General features: G+C 62.3%; 25 protein-coding genes. 2 read left to right on the top strand and 23 right to left on the bottom strand.

The genetic code is table 11. From position 1 onward, the window contains the following. Positions 1-2 precede the first annotated feature (2 nt). From ABL844_RS12595 to ABL844_RS12500, 20 genes are all read right to left on the bottom strand, one after another. A complete protein-coding gene (locus ABL844_RS12595; protein ID WP_418131477.1) occupies positions 3-857 on the bottom strand; it encodes a hypothetical protein in 855 nt (284 codons plus the stop codon). A gap of 9 nt (positions 858-866) precedes the next feature. Then, the gene (locus tag ABL844_RS12590) at positions 867-1,361 is read right to left on the bottom strand and encodes a hypothetical protein (protein ID WP_418131476.1); all 495 of its coding nucleotides are present in this window, start codon (positions 1,359-1,361) and stop codon (positions 867-869) included. Between the two features lie 65 nt (positions 1,362-1,426). Next, complete coding sequence (locus ABL844_RS12585) at positions 1,427-2,170, bottom strand: hypothetical protein (RefSeq protein WP_418131475.1); 744 nt, start codon at positions 2,168-2,170, stop codon at positions 1,427-1,429. 211 nt (positions 2,171-2,381) lie between these two features. After that, positions 2,382-3,623 carry a phage tail tip fiber protein gene (locus ABL844_RS12580; protein WP_418131474.1) on the bottom strand — a complete coding sequence of 414 codons (1,242 nt, stop codon included), beginning with the start codon at positions 3,621-3,623 and terminating at the stop codon, positions 2,382-2,384. Continuing rightward, complete coding sequence (locus ABL844_RS12575; RefSeq protein WP_418131473.1) at positions 3,620-5,185, bottom strand: hypothetical protein; 1,566 nt, start codon at positions 5,183-5,185, stop codon at positions 3,620-3,622. Before ABL844_RS12575 ends, ABL844_RS12580 begins: the two co-directional genes overlap by 4 nt. A 99-nt stretch (positions 5,186-5,284) precedes the next feature. Continuing rightward, positions 5,285-5,821 (bottom strand): hypothetical protein, encoded by a 537-nt coding sequence (locus ABL844_RS12570; RefSeq protein WP_418131472.1) that lies wholly within the window; start codon positions 5,819-5,821, stop codon positions 5,285-5,287. 9 nt (positions 5,822-5,830) lie between these two features. Continuing rightward, positions 5,831-6,418: a hypothetical protein gene (locus tag ABL844_RS12565; protein WP_418131471.1), complete on the bottom strand. Its 588-nt coding sequence runs from the start codon at positions 6,416-6,418 to the stop codon at positions 5,831-5,833. A gap of 10 nt (positions 6,419-6,428) precedes the next feature. Continuing rightward, positions 6,429-7,067, bottom strand: a complete 639-nt coding sequence (locus ABL844_RS12560; protein WP_418131470.1) for a hypothetical protein — start codon at positions 7,065-7,067, stop codon at positions 6,429-6,431. Between the two features lie 9 nt (positions 7,068-7,076). After that, complete coding sequence (locus ABL844_RS12555) at positions 7,077-8,633, bottom strand: hypothetical protein (RefSeq protein ID WP_418131469.1); 1,557 nt, start codon at positions 8,631-8,633, stop codon at positions 7,077-7,079. 3 nt (positions 8,634-8,636) lie between these two features. Continuing rightward, positions 8,637-9,278 carry a hypothetical protein gene (locus tag ABL844_RS12550; RefSeq protein WP_418131468.1) on the bottom strand — a complete coding sequence of 214 codons (642 nt, stop codon included), beginning with the start codon at positions 9,276-9,278 and terminating at the stop codon, positions 8,637-8,639. Beyond that, on the bottom strand, positions 9,278-9,892 hold the full coding sequence (locus ABL844_RS12545) for a DUF6682 family protein (protein ID WP_418131467.1): 615 nt from the start codon (positions 9,890-9,892) through the stop codon (positions 9,278-9,280). Before ABL844_RS12545 ends, ABL844_RS12550 begins: the two co-directional genes overlap by 1 nt. Before the next feature lie 7 nt (positions 9,893-9,899). Further along, complete coding sequence (locus ABL844_RS12540) at positions 9,900-10,331, bottom strand: hypothetical protein (protein ID WP_418131466.1); 432 nt, start codon at positions 10,329-10,331, stop codon at positions 9,900-9,902. Between the two features lie 67 nt (positions 10,332-10,398). Next, positions 10,399-11,379, bottom strand: coding sequence for a N4-gp56 family major capsid protein (locus ABL844_RS12535; RefSeq protein ID WP_418131465.1), 981 nt, complete (start codon positions 11,377-11,379; stop codon positions 10,399-10,401). A 19-nt stretch (positions 11,380-11,398) separates the two neighbouring features. Then, the gene (locus ABL844_RS12530) at positions 11,399-12,436 is read right to left on the bottom strand and encodes a hypothetical protein (protein ID WP_418131464.1); all 1,038 of its coding nucleotides are present in this window, start codon (positions 12,434-12,436) and stop codon (positions 11,399-11,401) included. Between the two features lie 89 nt (positions 12,437-12,525). Beyond that, the gene (locus ABL844_RS12525) at positions 12,526-12,750 is read right to left on the bottom strand and encodes a hypothetical protein (protein ID WP_418131463.1); all 225 of its coding nucleotides are present in this window, start codon (positions 12,748-12,750) and stop codon (positions 12,526-12,528) included. Beyond that, positions 12,747-13,355: a hypothetical protein gene (locus ABL844_RS12520; RefSeq protein WP_418131462.1), complete on the bottom strand. Its 609-nt coding sequence runs from the start codon at positions 13,353-13,355 to the stop codon at positions 12,747-12,749. Before ABL844_RS12520 ends, ABL844_RS12525 begins: the two co-directional genes overlap by 4 nt. Before the next feature lie 64 nt (positions 13,356-13,419). Then, positions 13,420-13,947: a glycoside hydrolase family protein gene (locus tag ABL844_RS12515; RefSeq protein ID WP_418131461.1), complete on the bottom strand. Its 528-nt coding sequence runs from the start codon at positions 13,945-13,947 to the stop codon at positions 13,420-13,422. A gap of 1 nt (position 13,948) precedes the next feature. Beyond that, positions 13,949-14,296, bottom strand: a complete 348-nt coding sequence (locus tag ABL844_RS12510) for a hypothetical protein (protein WP_418131460.1) — start codon at positions 14,294-14,296, stop codon at positions 13,949-13,951. Further along, a complete protein-coding gene (locus ABL844_RS12505) occupies positions 14,293-16,347 on the bottom strand; it encodes a portal protein (protein ID WP_418131459.1) in 2,055 nt (684 codons plus the stop codon). The genes ABL844_RS12510 and ABL844_RS12505 overlap by 4 nt, the downstream gene beginning before the upstream one ends. 10 nt (positions 16,348-16,357) lie before the next feature. Continuing rightward, entirely contained in the window at positions 16,358-17,899 is a 1,542-nt protein-coding gene (locus ABL844_RS12500) for a hypothetical protein (RefSeq protein WP_418131458.1), read from the bottom strand. A 32-nt stretch (positions 17,900-17,931) separates the two neighbouring features. Here ABL844_RS12500 and ABL844_RS12495 point away from each other — a divergent pair, with 32 nt between their 5' ends. After that, positions 17,932-18,174, top strand: a complete 243-nt coding sequence (locus tag ABL844_RS12495) for a hypothetical protein (protein ID WP_418131457.1) — start codon at positions 17,932-17,934, stop codon at positions 18,172-18,174. Between the two features lie 8 nt (positions 18,175-18,182). Here ABL844_RS12495 and ABL844_RS12490 read toward each other — a convergent pair whose 3' ends face one another. Then, positions 18,183-18,479, bottom strand: a complete 297-nt coding sequence (locus tag ABL844_RS12490) for a hypothetical protein (RefSeq protein WP_418131456.1) — start codon at positions 18,477-18,479, stop codon at positions 18,183-18,185. A gap of 32 nt (positions 18,480-18,511) precedes the next feature. Between ABL844_RS12490 and ABL844_RS12485 the strand changes: the two genes are divergently transcribed. Next, on the top strand, positions 18,512-18,715 hold the full coding sequence (locus ABL844_RS12485; RefSeq protein ID WP_418131455.1) for a hypothetical protein: 204 nt from the start codon (positions 18,512-18,514) through the stop codon (positions 18,713-18,715). Positions 18,716-18,720: 5 nt separating this feature from the next. Here the strand turns inward: ABL844_RS12485 and ABL844_RS12480 are convergent, their stop codons facing one another. Continuing rightward, positions 18,721-19,647 (bottom strand): hypothetical protein, encoded by a 927-nt coding sequence (locus tag ABL844_RS12480; protein WP_418131454.1) that lies wholly within the window; start codon positions 19,645-19,647, stop codon positions 18,721-18,723. Next, positions 19,644-20,030 carry a hypothetical protein gene (locus ABL844_RS12475; protein WP_418131453.1) on the bottom strand — a complete coding sequence of 129 codons (387 nt, stop codon included), beginning with the start codon at positions 20,028-20,030 and terminating at the stop codon, positions 19,644-19,646. The genes ABL844_RS12480 and ABL844_RS12475 overlap by 4 nt, the downstream gene beginning before the upstream one ends. Between the last annotated feature and the right edge of the window lie 74 nt (positions 20,031-20,104).

Genomic DNA, 20,104 nt, shown 5'->3' with positions numbered 1-20,104 from the left:
CCTTACGTCGACATCAGGCCGGCACCCACAGCCGTGAGCGCAGCGCTACCCGCAGCGCTACCTGCATAGGCGCTGGCAGCGCCGCCAATTAGTTTCCCGATACCAGCGCTCTTTGCGTCACTGGAGGCCTGCTGCTGCTGCGCCATGCTCTGGAACGTGTTCCCAGCGCCACCGATGGTGCTTGCCGCCTGGCCGAAGCCACCCATAGTCGAATTGAAGCTCTGGTTGTTTGCGCTGATGAGGCCCGCCATTCCTGCCGCACTCGACTGCCCCGCGCGAAGTGCTGCGTCCGAGGCGGCCGTCGAGTTCGCAGGGAGGTTCCGGCCGAGTCCAGCCGCATCCATCCGCATCGCAAAGCCCTTCCCCTTCACCGCCTCGGCGGTGCTCGTGGCCGCATTCGCAGCGGTAGCGGCCTGAGACAGCGAGGAGTTCTCTCGCAAGGCGAGAGCCTTGGCCGAATTGGGGTTGAGGCCAGCTCGCAGCATGTCCCGTTGCGCCCCGGCGTTCGCCTTGTCGTAGGCCTGGACAACAGCCGCGTCCGCCTTGCCAGCCTCTGCGGCGATGCGCTCCGTCGAGTCGTAGTTCCTCGCCTCGTCGATGATCTGGTTTTCGAGCGGAACCTGAACGTCGCGGTATCGATTCAACGCGAGTTCGGCGGCATCAGCTTGGGCGCTCTGCAAGCGCTGCTCAGTCGGCTGATTTGCCTTGATGATGTCCATGTATTCGCGCTGCAGCACCGTGTCGCTGTCGAGCTTCTGCTGAGCGAGCGCGTTTTGCTGCAGCCCTAGCACCGCCTGAGTCTGTGCTTGATAGAGCGCAGCAACGCCCAGGTTCTTATCCGATCCGCCGCCACCCATACACATGGCTTACTCCTTCGACGTAGAAGACGCCGCAAACTGGGCGCGCAGGTTTTCGATATAGGCCTCGTATCCCTCGATGTGGAATTGGCGTCGCGCCGTTGCCGCGACTTCACGCGCCCAATCCCATCCGCCGACGATCCGCGCGGACATGAGCGCGACATTCAGATAGTCAGAGCGGGTGATGAAGGCGATACGCTTGTCGGCGGCACTGTTGGTCCGCTCCAGCTCGTTTGCCGTGAGCCAGTTGAGCATTGCCATTTCCATGAGCGGACTCAGCATCGCGAAGTGACGCTGATAGAACGGATCGCGCGGCAATGCGATCAACGCCCCAAACATCATCAGGCTTGTGTCGGCCTGCTTGTCGCCATCAACGAGGTCATCCCAGAGATGTACGACCGCAAAGAGCATCTCAAGGAAAGCCGCCGCTTCGCGGTCCCCCTTTACGAGATAGTCGATCAGGGCACGAACAGGTTTGCCAGAGAAGTCGGGAGTAGTGTTCATGCTCGCATCAGTAGGATTGCCGAGCATCCTAGGCCTCTAGCCGCGAGCAGCGGACGGTTTTCTCGTCAATACCCAGTCACATCGACAACTAGGTCGGTCACGTTTCGCGTGGAAACATAGCCGCGCCTGGTGGCTGTGAAATAGCGTCGATAGATGAAAAAGCTGCGCTCGATGGTGTTGTCGTTCGGAGTTCGCGCGCCTAGCAAAGCCTCCCATTGCATTGACGCTGAGTCTTGCATGTAGCGGAGCATTCCACTGACGACAACTGCCACCTTCTTTCCGGGATAGCTGCGACTGGCGACGCCGCTGGGAAAGAACACGTTTCCCTGCTTATAGGTGTCCACTACCCGCAACGACTTGTCGTTCGAGTCATAGACCTGCGTGCCAGCGGCGTTCCAGACCTGCAGCCCACAATTGCTAGGAGTAGGTGGCGACTGGTCAAAGACATAGAAAGTGACCGATCCCGGAGCCGTGTCCACTGCCGCGGCGCGCACTAGAAACGTCGTCGGCGAGAACTGCCGAATCATCGCGATGGAGCAGAGCACCGTCGAACGGACTGCCACGAGTGGGGTGTTGCCGGAAATGACGGTGGATACCGTCCCAGCGAACAGCTCCGGCGATGCGCCGCCTGGTCCCGGGAAGTTGAACGTCTGCACGCTGGTGAGGCGGAAGTTCGTGTACTCCGAGTCGATCTGGAAGAAACCGTTGTCGTTAAAAACTTGAATCCCTGCCGGCATCAGTAGGCCCCATAGACGATGTTCATGGTGGGAGGCGATGGGCTGAAAGGCTCGGCCGGGAACGCGGTCCACGAAAGAGTTTGTCCGCTGACGTTGAAGTCATATGACATCTCTTGCCAGTCGTAGCTGTTGTCGTTGAGTACGGCGAACCAAGGCCGCCCATTTGGCACGGCCACCGAGCCGTTACCCGTGATCGAAACGTAGCCAATGACGCGACAGACGCTGGTGGACGAGTTGAGAATTTCGTTTCCGAACTGGTCCCAAATTTGAAGCCCAAATGGCATTACCAAATTCCCAGCCGCACACGCAGCACATTCGCGTCGTCGAAAACAAGAATCTGGCTATTCGTTATGACTAGTCGTCGCGTCCCAGCCTGCCCCACCACGTTGATCGTCCCATTGAATGTGGCGTTCCCGTTGACAATGCTGAAGCCAGGCGCAAAAACATTGCCTCCAGCCTCTACCTGGAAGTAGCGGCCATCGTTCGCGTTCCCAAGAAGCAGCCCGTTCCCGCCAATGTAAAAGCCAGTCTGCCCAGACGCCGGCCATGCGTATCCAGCAAAGCCGCCGCCAGTGACTTGGCCGCGGAAATTTCCGGTCGCACCGGAAATGCTTCCAGCGAAGGAGCCAGCGGAGGCATAGACAGTGCCGCGAATCACAACGTTGTTGAACTCGGCGGTTCCGTCCGCGTTAATGCGCCATCCGGATGAGCCGCCGATGTAGCCCTGACTTCCAATCCATTGGCCGACTGCGATGCTGCCTGCCTTTAGCTTGCTAACCGACAGCTCCGAAATCTTCGCGTCGTCGACTGCCAGATTGCCAATCTTGGCGTTGGTGATCGTCCCGTTCTTGACCCATGCGTCGGCCATATAGACGCCAACGGGAACCTCGACCCCGTTGTTCATGATCGGCGCGGTGACAACAGAAAACATCGGGGCCGAGCTATTCTCGTTTGCCACGTAGAAGAGCCCAGCTCGAACGGCCATCTTCGTGAACGGAGCATCGGGGTTCTCAGCCGCCTCTGTGATCGCGTCAAGCAATGCCGCGACGGAGAGAGCGGTCTGCGCTGGCTTGCCTGCCTGATCATTGAGCGGCCCCTTTCGACCGGCGACATTCACAAAGCGAACCCAGTAGAAATATGCCGCCGAGCCAACCCCCACCGCATCGACATAGAGGGAGCCCTGAGTCTGCCCGACCTGCGAAGCGAGGGTGAAGTCGTTCGTGCCCGCTCGATAGATTTCGGTGTAGGCATGGCCGGGATATTGATTTCCGGACCACTCCAGGAAGATGACGCCGGAACCAACAGTAATCGTCAACCCAGTCGGCTGAGGCGGGGGCGGCAGATCGCCCCCAACGGGCGGCACCACCAGACTGCCGTCCTCCTCGACGACCAGACCCGCGGCCTTCAGCTCTTCCCGACTGACCGCGGTGGCGTTGAGCGACATCACGGCGCGACGCAACTCCATCAGCAGAGGCGCCAGATCGCCCGCCGACTTCGGCACATCGCGGACGGCGACTTTTGTCATGCGCCGATGTCCTGCAGCTCGTCCGAGGTTTCAGCGAGGGTAACGCGACGCACCTTGGCAACGCCCTCTACCTGTACTTCGAACTCGAAGGCCGTGTAGCCCGAAGGCATCGTGAACTCTTCATTGCTCTGGACGGTCTTCTCTCCCACAAGCGCGCCGTCCGCGAAGAGCTTCAGTGTCACCGGATAGCTGTCTGCGAGTACGCGCCCAACGCTCAGGTTGGCCCGACTTGGCAGCACCCACTTGCGGCTCTTCCAGGTGTAGGGAAGCAGATCGCCTTCCTCGAAGCACATGAGCTTCGAGCCCATCGCCAAGTAGAGCTTGCCGTTCGTGACATGCGCGGCTGAAGCGAAGGCGGTTGTCTCGGTAAAGCCAACAACATTCGGATCGAAGATCAGCCCACGCTTTACCAAACCGTTGTCGTAGAACCCGATGTATCGCGAGCCCGATGTGATGCCGAGCATCGTATCTGGCGCGAACTTCTTCCACTCGTTCTTCTGCACGTAGGCAGCCGTCAGCAGTTGCGAGCTGGAAGGCGAGAGCATCACGATGCCATGCTCGTTCGGATAGAAGACAGCACCAGGCACCGAGACAATGCCCCTCTTCGACGCGCAGCCCGAGCACTCGTCCAATACCTCCGCGGGCGCCAGTACAAAGTCGTCTGGATGTCCACCGCTGGCAGTGAGCGGCGCGCCCTTGGTCAAGACCACGAGCGCGGTGCCGAAGCTGCCAATCCCCACAATGGGGTCGTTCGTGGCCTGTGAGTACGCGAGAGGCGCGGCATAGGGCGAGAGCGGCTCACCGAAATATACGTCGTAGTCCTTGAAGCCCACGGTCATGCCGCTCCAGAGAGCACGCAATCCCCGGATACCTTCAGGCCATGCATCCCACCCTTGAGTCTTAAGCGTCTCGCCAAGCTCCAGCTTGGTCTTTGAGTCGACATAGGTGGTTTGCGCTACCGGAATCTCCGCGACAAACTGGATGCCCGTCTGCAAGTTGCCAGAATACGAGCTTCGGTAGATGCGTCGTCGGTTGATCTGCGTGCTCCCGCTCGGGAGCGGCGTCAGATTGGTGATGGTATTCGTGGCACCAACCAGCGTTGACACACGATCTGAAGCAGGGCCAGGCTCGGACTCTTCATCCCATTCGGTAACGAACGTCTCGGTGTAGATGACATACTCCGGCTCAATCTTCCCGTCGCCGCCAGAAGTAGTGAACGCCGGCTTGCTCGTCGGCTTAGGGACACTGGCTTCCAGGTAGTTGGTCGGATACGGCGCTGTACCAGACTGCGCCAATCCGAATCGTGTCTTTCGAACGATGTCCAATCCACCGATCACGCCACTGAAATAGGTTCGCTCCTCAGTGTCATTCGAGATCGCGGCCTTCGCCACGTCGATGTCGTTCTCGAAAGCGAACCACCACTGCATCTCGTTGCCGCTCTTGTAGCCGAACTTGTAGATAGTCTTCGGGTTCATGCGACCGAGATCGCCAACCAGGCGATGGCCGCGCATAGGCGCAAGGGTTCCCCCTCGCAGATCGCAGTCGAGAGCTACCTGGGCCATGCTCTCTCCGAGTGCGATAGGAGCTACGATTGGAGCAAAGCCCAAGAACTTCTGTATATCGATCCGCATTTACTACTATTGGTAGGTTGCAGGCCGTGCTTAAGCTGCCGTCTCGTAGAAACCGCAGACATTCAGCACGTTGTTGCTAGCCATCGACTGCCCTGTAAAAGGCACCAGCAGCAGATTCGACGTACCCTGCCGGACGAACCCGATCACACCATACCCGGTCGTTTGTGACTCTCGTCCAGCAAGTGACCACTCTGCATAGGTGTTGGCCAGCGCCACCGCCGGATAAGGCAGCGGAAGGATGGCGTGCCCGGATGCTGTGCCGAGCGTAGTGATCAACACCGACGCTTGTACGAAGACTGTCTTCCCCTCTTTTCGAATGCGTAGAGAACCCGAGGCGTTGCCAAAGGCTCCGTTTGCAGCCGTTGGAATTGGAGTAGACGCAACCCATGGGTTCGGCTGAACAACATTGACCTCGCCCGCTGCGTTCACCGTCAGGATGTCCTGCGTCGTCGCACCTGGGTTGCCGCGCGCGATCTTGAAGCCGCCCGCGCCATCGCTCACAAGCGTGAAGTTGTTGGTGGCCGTGACGCTGAGCCCGACCTGATAGCTGTCTGTTTTCGTGCCCACAGTGGCTCCTTAGTCGGGGTACATGAGGATCGCAGAGAGGCGGTTCGCGGAGCCGCCCGCGTCGCCGTTTAAGGTGCAGGTTCCGCTCGCCTGCCCCCGATATACGTGCCCTTCGATGTAGTCGGTCGTACCGTTCATGTAGACGAGTTGACTGCCGCTATGCACACACACGAGAAGAACGGCGGAGGACGTGTTCGTCAATCCGACCGTAATGTTGGTGAACCCATTCTTGTTGATGTGTGTTTGGCAGTTGTCGGACGCGGCGTCGCCATTGGTGGAGGATGTAAGGTGGACTGCGTACCAGCCGGGAACATCCGGGGTAAACCGGTTGGTGCTCGTATTGAAAGCGCCATTCGGGTTCCACCCCACGCCTGTATATGGAATCTTGGTATCAACATTGCGCGTGAACGCAGTATTCGCCGAGATAAAGACCGAGCAGCCGATCTTTTTGTTGCCAGCTTGCTTCAACACACCAGCGGGCATGACGAGGTTGCCGGGCAGCGTGATAAGGCCGGCCGCGCCCACGGTGAGCACGTCGATGGGCGTCTCGTTCTGGATGCGGCCACCAGTGGCCTCGGATACGATTTTGAGCGTCATGGTGTTTTTCTCAGAGCTTGTAGCAGGGCAGCATCACAATGCTGGGGCCGGCCGATTCGCCAGACGTGTTCTCGAATGTGCCTGCCGTATAGGCAACGCGGACACTCGCAGAGCCGAAGCTGCTTGGCGCGAAGGTTGCGCGCCATGCCCCTGTCTCGACTGTCGAGCCAAATACTGGCGAGCCGCTGCCGTCAGCCCACAAGTACCCCATCGGACCTCCATCGAAGCCAATCGGCATCTTGTGCTGATGAACTTGCGTCGACGTGGCGTAGCCGTTGCCGTTCACGAAGGTCAGACCGTTGATGGTGCCCGGCGCGCGAATGAAACGCCCTCGCACATCGAACACGGTGAGCCGCTTGCCCGCCGCCCAGTCGGCGGCGGCGCTTGCGCCTCGTGTACTGGCCGAACCGGTCACCGTTTGAATCGGGAGCTGCGCGTCCGTGTAGTCGGTCCACCAGAGCGTGAAGAGCGCCAATGTATCGGCGTTGGCCCGGTTGGTAGCGCCGCTGCCACTGTTGCCGATGGTGCCGCCCGTGGCCGCGATCCAGCCAGCGTCGGCCGCCTGCGCCTGCCGCCATTTGAAGTCGCCCGTGCTCCACACCGAAGTGGAGCCTGTGATAGGCCCGTTGCCGTCGATCTTTACTGCCATGACGGTTCCTTAAACGATGGTCAGGGTCGAGCCTGCCGGGATGGTGATCGTCGCCCCTGCGTTGATCGTGATGGGTCCAGCAGCCATAGCATTGCGGCCGGCCGGAACCGAGTAGTCCGTCGTGACCACGATGTCGCTTTCGTAGAAGACGGCGTCGGTGCCGCCGCCCGTGGCGCCGCCGAGCGAGCCCCAGCCGGTGCCACTGTTGATTTCAGCGCGGCCGAGCGTGATGTTGTACCGAAGGATGCCAACGGCGTTGGCGGGGCGCTGCGCCGTGGTGCCGGCTGGCAGGTTCGCGGCGCCCGTGTTGCTGTCCTTGGTGACCGTGATGGCCGCGTTGTCGGTGATCTGCTTCTGCAACTTGCCGGGTGCGGTCAGCACCGTGTCGGCCGCCGTGATGGCCGTGCCGGTAGCAAGGCTCAACCCCGTCAGCGGCGTAGCGCGCACGCGGGCCTGCGTGAAGAAGAGGTTCGTGGTCCCTTCGATAATGTCGTCGGTGGTGCCGGGCGACGCCACGATCTGCACGTAGATCGAGCTAGTCCAACGGTATTGCCGATTGGTGTCGAGCGCGATGTATATCTTCCCCGTCTCGCCCGTTACTGGGAAAGCCGCGAGATTCGCGAATTCGAGCACGTCATCGACGTAGCTGGGGAGCTGCGAGGCCGGCACCACGCCAGCCACGAGGTCGGCCTTGTTGGCGAGGGCACCCGCCGTCGCCGAGCTGATCGGATAATCGGCCGGCGCGAGATTCCCAACGTTAGTGATGTTCAGCGCCGCGCGTGCCTGTGCATACGTGATGGTGCCGAGTAGGCCTACCCATGAGTAGACCGGGCCATCTGCGATGCTGGCCGCGCTTGCCGCTGCCGCGAGCGCGTGGTATTTCGCGCTGTATTCGCCGCCTTCGACGGGGGTGCCGAGCTGGATCGCCCAGGCCTGGGCAAGATGTTTGGACCCGACAGCCGCTGTCTCGCTTGCCGCAGCGTTGCCTGCACTAGCGCCTGCTGCCGTGGCGCTGTTCGCCGCGTTGTTCTGGCTCGTCAGGGCTGCGTTCGCGCTCGCCGCAGCGTTTGCTTCCGAGACTACTGCTGCGCTCTTACTGGCAAGCGCTGAAGCCGCGCTCGCTGACGCCGCGTTTGCGCTTCCATCCGCCTGCAAAGCGGAAGCGGCAGCGGCATCACGGGCCGCTTGAGCCTCGACCAGGGCCTGCAGCACCTGGGCAATCACGAGGGCGCCGTCAGGCCTCCCCTCGTAGGGCGGCAGCTCGGCGATGGCATGCAGGTCAATCGAGGCAAGGTTTGGCACGACGGCTGTCGTGCGAAGACTCTTCTCGTTCGCCGCGATGGTGATCTTGTAGAAGCTCGCGACAGAGCCGAGCTGGTTCGGCCAGAGGTGTAGGACCGCATAGCCATCGGCATCAGTGGTCGCCTCGACTTCCTCCGGTACGACGTAACCATCGTCAATGTCGTAGCCCGACAGCCGAGCGACGATGGTGGCGCCAACAATCGGCTCGCCACCGACCGAATCTCGGATGACGGCGCGGACTGCACAGGTAGGGATCGCACTCATGGGTTACAGCTCGTCGAAAGGGGTGGACTTCAGGGTCACAATGGCCCTCGTGTGCGACTTGTCGATACGTGCGCGAGCAGAGCGTGCCGCCTCGTCGATAAGCAGATCGCAGTCCTTCGACATGGCGACATCCGTCCAAGCCTTCTTCGGGATGCGATAGAGCACGCCAGCAGCGCCCTCGACCAACTCCTTGCGGTACATCTCGCCGAGCCAGTCAGGGATGTTCACGGTGCTCGGATTGCAGTAAAGCGCCAGTTCCACCTCGACGGTATCGACCCGCAATGGGATGGGGTAGAGGCGAACGAGGTGAGGCTCCTGCGGCGCGATATATGCGCGCGGCTGCTCTCCCGACTGCGTGCGCCAACCCGGCACCCGACGATCCATGTCGCGAGCGGTGTAGGGATCGATGGGGTTGGAGTCGCCCTGGAGGTTCATGCGCGTCACGGCGCAGATCAGCCCCTCTTCCACCAGGTCGCTGAGGTCGTACTCGAACTTGCCCGGCTTGGTCTTGAACTTGGCATTGACGCGCCATGCAGTCGAATCCCGCAGGAAGCGCCCCAGCGCCGTGTTCACTGCTGACGCGATGAGCTGTGGGGTAGCAGGAACGCGCTGAGCTACCTCGTCGTATAGGCTTTCGATCAGCATCAGCCCTGCCCTCCACCCAGCGTTGCAGCGAATGAAAGAAGCTGCACGCCCTTCGCCGTGTCCGCGGCGTTGGTGTTGATCGTGAGCGCGCGGCCGGCGATGAAGTTCTCGGCGCTGGCCTGGAACACAGCCGACACGCCGTTGTCGGTGTTCTTCGTGGCATCAGTGACCGCAGCAGGGAGCGCCGTGACGGAGACAGTAGCCTTCGGAGCTGGAGCTGGACTCGGAGGGATCACGACTGGCGGATACACGGCAAATCGGAATGGGTCGGCCTTCTGCCTCATCCAGACCTTGAACGGCTTGCTGGCGGCCTTCCCCCACCCCCTGGCCTGAACGCTCATCTCGGTCATGTCGACCTCGCGAACGTATTCCGCGCCCTGGTTCTTGAGCACGTCGACCAGGCCTAACGTTGTCAGCTTGGAGATCGACTGCATCTCGCCCGCCACGAGTGGGACATCGATTTGCTCGGTAAAAAACTCCCCCCGCTGCAGCGCCAGAGCCCGCATGAAGTCGTTGAAGTAGCCGAGCAGCGTCGCATCGCTCCAACGGGGCGACGTTCCTGCCGGGTCATTCAGGATGACGCGAGCACCAGCGATGGCGAGCGAGGGGACCATCGCCGACTTACTCCAGCTCGACGACGTTGAAGCGCGGGATGTTGTCCGAGGTGTACTCGCCCGTTTCCTTGCCGTTCTCGATCACCGGGCTGAACTCGGTGACATAGAGGCTGCGCAGATGCGCGATGAACCCCGTGTCCAGCTCGATTTCCTTGCCGCGCTTCGCGACGAAGTTGAAACCGTTGACGGAGCCGAACACGTCGAACTTGCCATCGGGGCCTGAGCCGACCTCGATACGGCAGCGCTTCTTAATGCCGGTACGCGGGTCGTCGCCCTTGCCGGTCGCGACGCCCTTGTCGCTTTCGGTGGCGGCGCGACCGGGCGTCGGGTCGTTTTCCTTGAGCAGCGCTTCGAGGGCGCTGTTCGACATGGACTTGAGCGAAGGCTCCTCGCCGAGCTTCAGTTCGAGCGCGCGAGCAACCATTTCAGCCTTGGTCATATGAATCTCCTGTTGAATGAATGGAAGAGAGGACCGCCACAGGCAAGCCCTCTCCTTCGCCGACGACTTAGTTCGTGACGGCGATCTCGCCGCGCGACATCCAGGCGTCGTTGAGGATCACGCAGGCGTGGTAGGCCTTCCAGCCTGCCGAGCCACGCTGCCCCAGAGGGTCGCCCTGGACTGGCTTCGGGTTCACGATGGTCGGCGTGATAGCCGCCTTGCCCTTGAGCGGCACACACGCCCAGGCGTCCTTCCCGAGGTAGATCACCGGGAACACGTCGCAGTTGGTGCCGCTGGTCGACTGCATCGTGCCGCCAGCCGCGCCGCCCGCGTCAGCGAACGGGTCGCAGAGCGTCGAGGTGAGATAGCGGCAGTCCTCGACAGCGCCGACCTCGTTCTCGTAGGGCGAGAGCGAGCCGTAGGTCTCCACGGCCTTGAAGCCCGCCATGTCGCGCACGTCGTTCTCGATGTCGGTGTGGCCGATGGCGATGTACGAGGCCTTGACGTTGCGGGTCTCGTAGGCCGGCGTCGAGCGCAGCACCGTGGTGATCGGCTTGGCGCTCTGGCGCTTCAGGGTCTTCGTGACCTTGCGCTGCAGCGCGGTCGTGATCTTCGTGTTCACCGCGGCACGGGTCGCGCCATTGGCATAGAACACGCTGGTGCCAGCCTTCAGCACGTTGTAGCGGACCTTCTCCAGCATCTGGCCGGCCTGCTCGCCCAGGATGGCCTGGGTCTCCTGCAGCACCGGATCGGTGTGCAGGTCTTGCACGACATCGGTCAACTCGATGAAGTCGCCGTACTGCTTGATCTCGACGCTCACATCGGTCTTGGTGAGCTGCTTGCCGGCAGGCGTCACGCCTTCGGCCAGAGCCACCGGCACGTTCGAAAGCGCGTTGTAGCGGCGGAAGATCATCGTCGAAGTGCTGTTCGACGGCAGAGGCTTCGTCTGGCCGAACTTCTCGAAGATGAGGTAGGGAATCGCGCGCGTCAGCAGCTCGGCTGCTTGTACGCCCGCGACGGCGGGGGAAATATCACCGTACTTGGTCATGGCAATCTCTCAGGTTGAATCAGGTCAGTTCGGGTGCCGCACGGGCTGCCGCTGCCGCGAATGCACTGTCGAAGTCGTCGGGCTTGCCCGCTGCCGCGCTCGGTGCCACAGGGGCGCTCCGGCTGGGCTGAGTGCTAAGCGCACGCTTCTGTGCGTCGCGTCTGGCTTCATGTCCCGAAGGCGCTGCAGGAGCTGCAGCGGGAGCAGCAGACGGCGCGGGCGCGGCAGCCGGAGACGCCGCAGGGCTCGATGCGCGGTACTGGTTCAGCACCTCGATCACCTCTGCGGACGTGCCGGATTCCGCGACGCGCGCGAAGTGCTGCTGCGTCCAGGTCGGCTGGCTTTGCACCCAAGCAATCAGCTCGGGTGACTGGACAACGGCTTCCCAGTCAGGGTGAGCCTTCGCGATTGCCGCGAAGTGGTCTGCGTCCGACTGGGCTTGCTGCTTGGACTCGATGGGCTCGATGCGAACGTCGAGTTCCTTGATGCGCGCGGCGACGCGATCTTCGAAGGTGCGCTCCAGAGTGGCGCGATCCTTCTTCATCATCAGCGTGACCGCCTTGTAGACGGTCGGCGCGCTCTCCTTCAGCTCGGCGAGTAGCTCCTCGGCCTCGGCGTCCTCGGCGCTCGGCGCGACCGGAGCGGCTGCTGGCGCAGGGGCCGGTGCAGGCGGTTCGGCTTGCTTCGTCTTGAGGGCCTTCAGCTCGTCGGAGGTCGAGCGCAGGAGACCTTGCACAGTCGAGAGACGCTGACGCAGCTTCACCGGATCGTTTTCCTCGTCTGCTGCCGCTGGCGCAGAGGCCGGTGCGGGAGCAGGCGCGGCGGGCGCTGGAGCCTCGACGGCAGAAGCCGGAGTGGCAGGCGCGGGAGCGGCGACCGGTGCGGCTGCAGGAGCCGGGGCCGGAGCAGCGCCACCATCAGGGGCGGAATCAGTCGGCGCCGCCGAACTACCATCGGTAGGATCGTCGGTCGAAGGATCGCCACCCTCGTCGAGCGAAGCGCTCACCTGGGCGTTGCGGTTGCCGAAAGCTGCGTCAAATTCGTCGTCTTGTTCCACGTTGTCTTCTCGTTGAGAGATCGTCGCGTCAAGCGCGGCTCGATCCTGTTTGCCTTGCGGCGGGCGGCCGTGGGCTCACGCCTGGCCTCTTAGCCCTCGTCGCGAGGTGCACCTCGCGACACGGGCATGCTCAGGGCCTCGCGTATCAGGCGAAGCTCCTTGAATCTGTGCTGGACCTCGACAGCATTGCCGTTGCTCGCCAGCTCTTCAATCAACTCCTTCTCGCGCTCGACCAACAGCGAAATGAACGACTGCAGGCTTTGTGTGTTGGAGGAGCCATGCATCGCGCGGCGCGCGGTTTCGAAGGGAGTCACCTTGGCGCCTCTCGTCCATTGAGGAGAAGCAGGACTCGCTGCTCCTCGTAGAACCTCTGGATGGCTTCGAGCTGTAGAGCGTTTGGCTTCAGCACCAGCTCGATGTTCTCTGCGGCCCAGACGGCGACGGCTTTGCATGAGACGCTGCCATCCTCATCCGTCGCTCCACCTCTTGCAGTGGCATCGGCTTGCGAGGCGGCTTCGCCAGCTCGGGAGGAAGTGGTTGCAGCACCGGCTGCGGGCTCAGGCTTGACGACATTGCGGAGCACCCCGCCAACACGGCGAGGCAAACGAACATCAGGCAGGTCACGAAGGGCGCCCGATAGCGCGGCAAGCGTTGCATCAGCGTTCTCCCGTTGGGCATCGAGCTGGTTCTGAAGATTGAGCACCGACCGATTGGCAAGGTCTCTCTGCTGGCGTTCGATCCCAAGCGCCTGCACTGCTTGGTCGGCTCGTGCGTTGGCTTTGGAAAGGTCGTGACGTGCACCGCGCAGCACAAGCGCCTGGGACAGAACAACGGAGATGAGCACCATGACCACCACAACGCACGTCAGGGCGAGCGTCAGGCTTCCCTTCTGGTGGTGAGTGATCTTGCTTGCTCTCATCGGTAGTGTTTTCGAATGCGGTGAGGATAGGGTTGGCCGTTCTTGACGCTGGACGCTTTTCTCGCTACTGCGCCGCCATGCACTTCGTGTAGCGTTCGAGCTGGCGCGTCCACACGCCATAGCAGCGCTTGTTCGGCTGTCCGTTCACCATGGTCGAGCAGTCGTAGCCTGCGGCGTAGCGCCAGTTGAGCAACGCCTCGCACGCCCCCGCATAGTCGCCCTTCAAAAGCCATGTGCGCGGAGACAGCGGCTTGATCCAGTTGCCCGAGCCGTACTGGTACACCCAGTCCATGTAGGTGTCGTATTCGGCTTGGCTCAGGCTCACGCCGTCGAGCGATGCTCGGAAGACGGCTTCCTCCTTGCCAATGTGCGCCTGAGCCTTGACAAGGGCGCGCACGGGCGTGGTGGTGTCTCCGAGCTTTACCGGCGCGCCGTTCTCGTGGAACGTGCTGCCAAAGCCAACCGTAGGCCTGTCACCCTTGGTCGGGACCACAGCGGTGCTGGTGTAGCTCTCGCTCCCGACGATGGCGATGAAGCCGGCAGCGCTGAGCGCAAGACTGGCGACGGCGATGCGTACTCGATTCGCCTGCATCTCAGTCCTCCTTCACCAGCTCAGCCCACTGGCTGCGCGTCATCAGAGGCTCGCCAGCAACCCAGCCACGGCGTACCGCGACCGGCCGCAGCCAAGCTCGCCAGACCTTCTTGAAGAGCCACTCGCTGAAGAGCGCGGAGGTGTAGATCGCCGCCACGAGCGAGGCGATCTTGTCCCAGGGCAGTCCGACGATGATCCAGTACCAGGTCGGGTCGGAGGTTGGCGCCACGGCTTGGGCGACAGTCGTCGCGACCTGGCCTGCTGCATCGGTGTTGGCGCCGATTGCGGCGACGATTGCGGTGGTGCCTTTGGCGATGGGGGCCTTGATCTCGGTCATTTGCGGGTTCATACGAGGGCAGGCTCCTGTTGGGCTGCGGGTTGCTGCGCGATCTGCGCTGCGGCTCCATTCACGATTTGGCCGGCGCGCTGGGCGGCTTCCGTGAGCTGGAGGATGATCTGATCGACGTTCTGCACCAGGGTCTCGGGTGGAATGCGCATGGCCTTCGCGATGGTCGCTACCGTTTGCATGGCAGCCGCGCCCATCTGCTTCTCCTGGTTCTCCTGGTCGGCCTCGCCCTGGGTCTTCAAGAACATGTCGGGGTCGAGGTCGAGATTGCGGGCTCGTTCTTCGAACAGCTCCCGCACCTTCGCCAGATCAGGCGCCATCTTGATGAGGTCGGCCGTGAAGCCGGCGAGCGCGTTGGAGCGAATCTCCTTCGCCACGAGCGACGAACTGCCGCGCGCTGTAACCTCGTGATCGCCCTTGATAGTCGGGTCATCGTTGAACTGCATGTTCCAGTCGTAGCAGTCGCCGATGAACGGCTCCGTGATGCCGTCGTCCCAGTTCTTCGCGAGGTCTTTCAGCGAGATGTTTGCCTGGCCCATGAGCATCGACAAGCCACCGACCGTCTTGCTGACCGCCGCGCCGTCCGTCCCGCCGTATGTGAACCTGGGGACGGTCGTCACCTCGTCGCCTAGCTCCATGAAGAGCTTCAGGAGTTGGGCGAACTCGGCGGTACGGATGGGGATGTCGATCACCCGGACGGCCGGGTACTGCGCATCTGCGGCCGATCCCGTGCGATGCCACACGCGGCCAGAGGTGAAGGTGTCGAGGTCTTGCTCCTCCGGCATCAGGCGGGTGTTGACCTCAAGGTTCGGCACGGCCGCCATCGCAGCGTTGTCCACCATGGCACGAACCGAAGTGTTGGCGCCCCTTTCGGTGTCGCGCATGATGGAGCACATGCCCTCGCCCCAGATGCTCGACTCGTCCTTGTCGAAGTAGAAGAGCTTGAAGGGACGCGATCCGCTGTCGAAGGGGTTGATGTCGATGCGGATGACGATGTGGCCGACCTGCCAGACCTGAGCCTCGTAATCCACGCTCTCGTCTTCGACCGGCAGTCCGGCCGCCTTGAGCGTCGAGGCCTTGATCGTGCCCCACCGCTCCATGATCCGAAAGCGGCCCGTCGGGTTCGGCTTGTTCACCTGGTCCTTCGACAGCTCTCGCAGGCTCTGCTCCCACAGTTCGAGTTGGTTCACATTGCCGTTCGGAAAGGCGGAGAGCACCTTGTCGATCTGCTCAGGCATGTAGGCGTCATCGCGCCGCAGTTTGGCGATGTCGCTGGCCGTGGCTGGGCGCGCATCGAATTCGTAGCGGCACTGCTCGCGCTCGGTCGCCAGGGGGTCAGGGTAGTAATACCAGAGCGGGACGAAGGCGAAGTGAGGCTTGACGACCTTGCGGTCTTCCAGCACCCATTGCCCTTGCATGCGGCGCCAGCGACGAGTCATCTGTGGCGACCCGAGCGGCCCCTTCAGGATGCCGGTGCCGTACATGTTGCCGGAGGCAATAACCTTGCGGCAGACCGACTCGTATCCGCCCTCTTCGAGCTGGTCGTTGACCGTCTTCTCCATACGCGCAGCGCAATCGCGAGCAACCTCTCGGATGGCGCTCTCGATGGCGGTCGGGCTCAGTTGCTGGCCGGCCTCCTGCGCGCGCTGCCGCAGTTGTGCGATCTCGTCGGCGTACATCTCCTCGTCGAGGGTTGGCATCGGCGTGGCTGTGATCGTCCAGTTCTTGTCGCCGGCCGGGAAAAGCATGTCGGACAGCCGCGCATTCAGGCTCTTCACCTTGGCGCGCGACAGGCGCAGGTAGAGCATCGAGCGCTTCTTGTCCTTCAGGCGCTGCAGCGTCGCCGCGTCGTATATGCCCTTGTACTGGCGCAGGTCGTCGAGCCAGCGTTGCTCAGTCTCCAAGCGGAAGGTCCGAGCTTCATCGAACTCCTTGAGGTGCGCGTTGCCCAGTTCCTCCAGCAGCTTCGCAAAGGCAGCCGGGTCGACCGCCTTCATGCTCTCATCGGTAGGACTGTCGGCCGAGAGTTGCTCGACCGTTTCGACGTTTTCCATGCCTGCCATTTCAGTACCCCGTTGCGGTATCGCCGCGGGCCGGAATGTGCGAGCTGGAGCGCGGGCGCTTAGTGGCCTGGGGGCGGTATGCTTTCATCGCGAGGTACTGTAGGGCGTCGTGCGGGTGCGAGAAGACGTTTTTCTCGGGCGCCTCCAGGAAGCGCACGTCGCTCGTATTCGTCTTCAGGCGCCGGTAGTGGTAGCCGCCGTTGAAGCCTTCGCGCAAAGTCGGGCATTCGGGGCTGAGCCGGAAAGCGCTCTCGCCATCGATGTTCCGGGTGAGGAAGTAGTTGACCGCCTCCTGCCGCGTCGTCGGGTCGTTCGAGAAGGCGCTCTCGTACTGCGGCCAGAACTCCTCCAATATCTCCTGGCAGCTCGATCCCTCATCCTGCCCCTTCGCGTCTCCAGCAGGGTCGCCCGTGACGATCATTTCCTTGAAGGGATGGTTTGGGAAGTTCTCATTGAGGAACGGAACGACCGCGCCTTCAATGAGCTGCCGCAGGCTCATGTCCTCGCTGGTGATCTCGGCAATCGTGCGAAGTTGGCCGCGTGTCGAGAGCTGGCCGATGACGCAGCACGGCGTTCGGCCAAAGTCGAAAGAGAGCCGCAGGGGTAGCCCCTTGATTGCGAACAGCTTGGCCTTCGCAAGGTGCAGGCTGTCGCTGTACTGCGGATAGACGCGCTTGCCGCTAAAGGTCGATCCGTATTCGTTCTTGAGGTGCACGTTGATCCACTCCTCGGTCTTGCCGACCGCTGAAAACTGGTAGTAGCCGGGCATCAGGTTGGCGATGTTCTCGGCGTGGGGCGACATCCCGCTGGGCTGCGCAAAGAACTCCATGAGGGGCTGGCCGGGCGAGATCAGCTCCATGCGCTCCAGTTCCTCGATGATCGGAGCCATGCGCTCCATCACTGCGGCGTGGCCCTTGGCACTGGGCTCGGCCATCTCGTACCACCAATGCCTGTCGCTCGGGCTGTTCGTGTCCATCACGAGGTAGCGCTCGGTGGGCCAGCTCTTGGCGTCGATCCACTCGGGCTTGTCGCGCTGCGACGGGTATCGACCAATCCGCCCCGTCAAGCCTTCGATCACGGCGAACGGCAGCTCGCGTGTCTCGTTGGTGAAGGCGGCGGTCAGCTCAAGCGACAGCAGCTTCTTCACGTCTTCAGGGCGGTCCACTGCGAGGAAGAGCACCTCGGCCTCGATGCGCGTGCCGTCTGGGTGTGGCAGCGTGATCGTGTGTGTGATCGGCGCATCCCAACTCATCGGCCCGAAGATGTCCTCTGGGAACCAGTCGAGCCAGGTCTTGATGGTCGTCGACTTCAACTCGGGGTAGGTGTTGCGGATGATCGCGAAGCGCGTGCGTCGCACGCCGTTGGCGTCGGGCTCCTGCTTCATCGCCGTGGCGAAGAGCCGAACGATGCAAGCGGCAGACTTGCCGGAGCCGATGGGGCCACGGATGCCACGAATAAACGCCTTTGATTTAAAAAAATCATTGGCGACAGGGCCTGGTGGCCGCCATTTCAAGTTGAACGATTTCCCGGGCTTAGCAATCAAAATGGGCTCTTCCCAATCAAATTCTTTTTGTCATGGCCCAAGACTGGTTTCTCTACGCTGATCCAATCCACTCCACCACCATCAAGGCTGCGATCAGCAACGGCGCCTTGTCCAACGTCCCGAGCTGCCCTCTTGTGGTCGGCGACACGCTCTCCTTCCCGGGCTCCCGACTCGCATACCGAGTCGTCTCTCGTCACCTCCAGCCCAACAAGGACGGCTCGGCAATGGCCTGGGCGTTGAAGATCGAGCCCGTTCCAAACCCGATGACCGACTGAGCTGGACATCAGTGGGAGTAGCGAGAACGGTGATCGACGAAGAAGATCTTCGTTGGCGTCGTGCCGCCCTCGTCTGCGTAGATGCGGTTCAGGAGGTCGGCCGTCTCCCCCGTGACATATAGCTCAGGGGCGCCGGGCGCGTCGTCGCCGGCCGCGCTGACCAAGCTGTCCAGGATGTCGGCGGCAGCGAGTGCCAGCGCATCAGTGCTGTAGCGGTTGCGGTCGCCCTGGTCGTTGGTCATCTGCAGCAAGGTCAGCGCAACACGCAGCGACTGTGCGAGGTTCTTTGGGCGGCGTGCCTTCATACTCTGGACCTCAACCAACCCAAAGGAGAGCCATGTCGAACTTCAATGCTCCGTCCCATGAGACCACCAACGCCATTCGGGACGCTTCGAACACTGCTGCTAGCCAGGTGAGATCGGCTTACGCCGTTCTGCAGACGGTCAATCCGGCTGCCAGCATCACGCCGGAAGCAATCGCGACCATGACGCTTGCCATTGCGGTGAACATGCTGACCGAGGTCCAGGCTCGGAAGGAGTAGCACAGTCATCGCGCAGCTTCCGCTGACGCACTCTCGTTGCGCTGCAGGTCGGCCAAACCTCCCTCTGGCGTTGCGGGTGCTGGAAGGAGATAGCGGCGGAAGCGCATCACCACCGGGCCGCTCACTGCCGGCAATGACTTGGCTTGACTCATGAGGTACAGCGGGTCGCCCGGCTGTGGCACCGACTGTTCTTCATCTCGCATGGCAATCACCTCGGCGGCCAAGATGCGCAACGCCCAGAGGTGGTAGTCGTCGCGCTCGGCCTCCTGCACCACATCCATGCGCGAGAGGCGGATCGCCTCGTCAACATCGGTTGTTTCGGGCAGGCCGGGCTTGAAGCTCAGAAGGGCTTCAGCAGCCTGCGCGCGGCGCTTCCAGTCCTGCAGGTCTTCGCGCGCTCCCGCATAGGCGTCGGCCATGTAAGGCTTCGTTTCGTCGCGCCCGCGCTGCACCAGCGCTTCGGCGCGAGAAGACACGGCGGGGTCGAGCGCAACATCGATCTCCCAGGCTAGCAGCTCGGCGAGCGCCTTCTCCGGGTCGGTCTCGTGTTCGCGGCGCAAGATGTGCGCACAGATCATCGCGGCGGTCACGGCCATCTTCCACGGGTTCTCGTCGGCGTGCCAGTTGATCGACGCCTTGGCGTAGATGCCGGTGCCCTTATCGGGGTCGCCGAAGTGCTCGCGCTCGATGGCCGAGAGCCGCTCCTCTTCGCGCCACTTCATGTGGTTGCGCAGGTAGAGGAAGGTGAGCGTCGCCGTGAGCGGCAGGAAGCCCCACGAGCCCGAGGCGATGATGAAGGCGAGCCAGCCGGCCTGCCCTGCCAACGAAATCAGCCATGCAAGCCGGTGCTTGTTGCCCGTCAGCACGGTGGAGACGATGGTGATGGCCGAGAGCAGCCACGGGAGAAAGGTGGTCAGGTGTGTGGCAGTCATTGGTTGTTTGCCTCGTTGATGAATGCGTCGGCCAGCTCGCGCGCGGCGATGGCCCAGACGGAGAAGAAGGCGGCTCGGTTGTTGTCGTTGAGCAGGTTCACGCTGTCAGGGCTTTGGCCGCCGATCCAGAATCGACTCAATACGTCGTCCAGCGTGATCGGCGTGTTGCGCATCAGCTCCAGGCGCTGGACGACTTGGGCGCGACGCTGACGCTCGTCCCATTCCTGCTGGGCCTTGCCTGCGGCCTCGACCTCGGCCACGGTGACGCGGCCATGTGTTGCAGCCGTTGGCATGACGGGGCGCGGTTCCTCGGGCCACTGCAGGCGAGCGGCCATGCTGTCCGCGCGCTCGGCGTAACCGCTGAAAGAGGTGCGCCCGGTCATGCCCGCCTCCCGATGGCGCACAGAGCTGTCCGCTCAAGATGCCAGCCTTCCAGAGGGCTCATACTCCCCTCCCC

Origin of the sequence: Variovorax sp. 278MFTsu5.1, from assembly GCF_048305045.1 — a bacterium.
In the GTDB taxonomy this organism is placed as follows: domain Bacteria; phylum Pseudomonadota; class Gammaproteobacteria; order Burkholderiales; family Burkholderiaceae_C; genus Variovorax; species Variovorax guangxiensis.
Note: the sequence above shows the minus strand (reverse complement) of the source record. Positions and strands in the feature narration are given on the sequence as shown.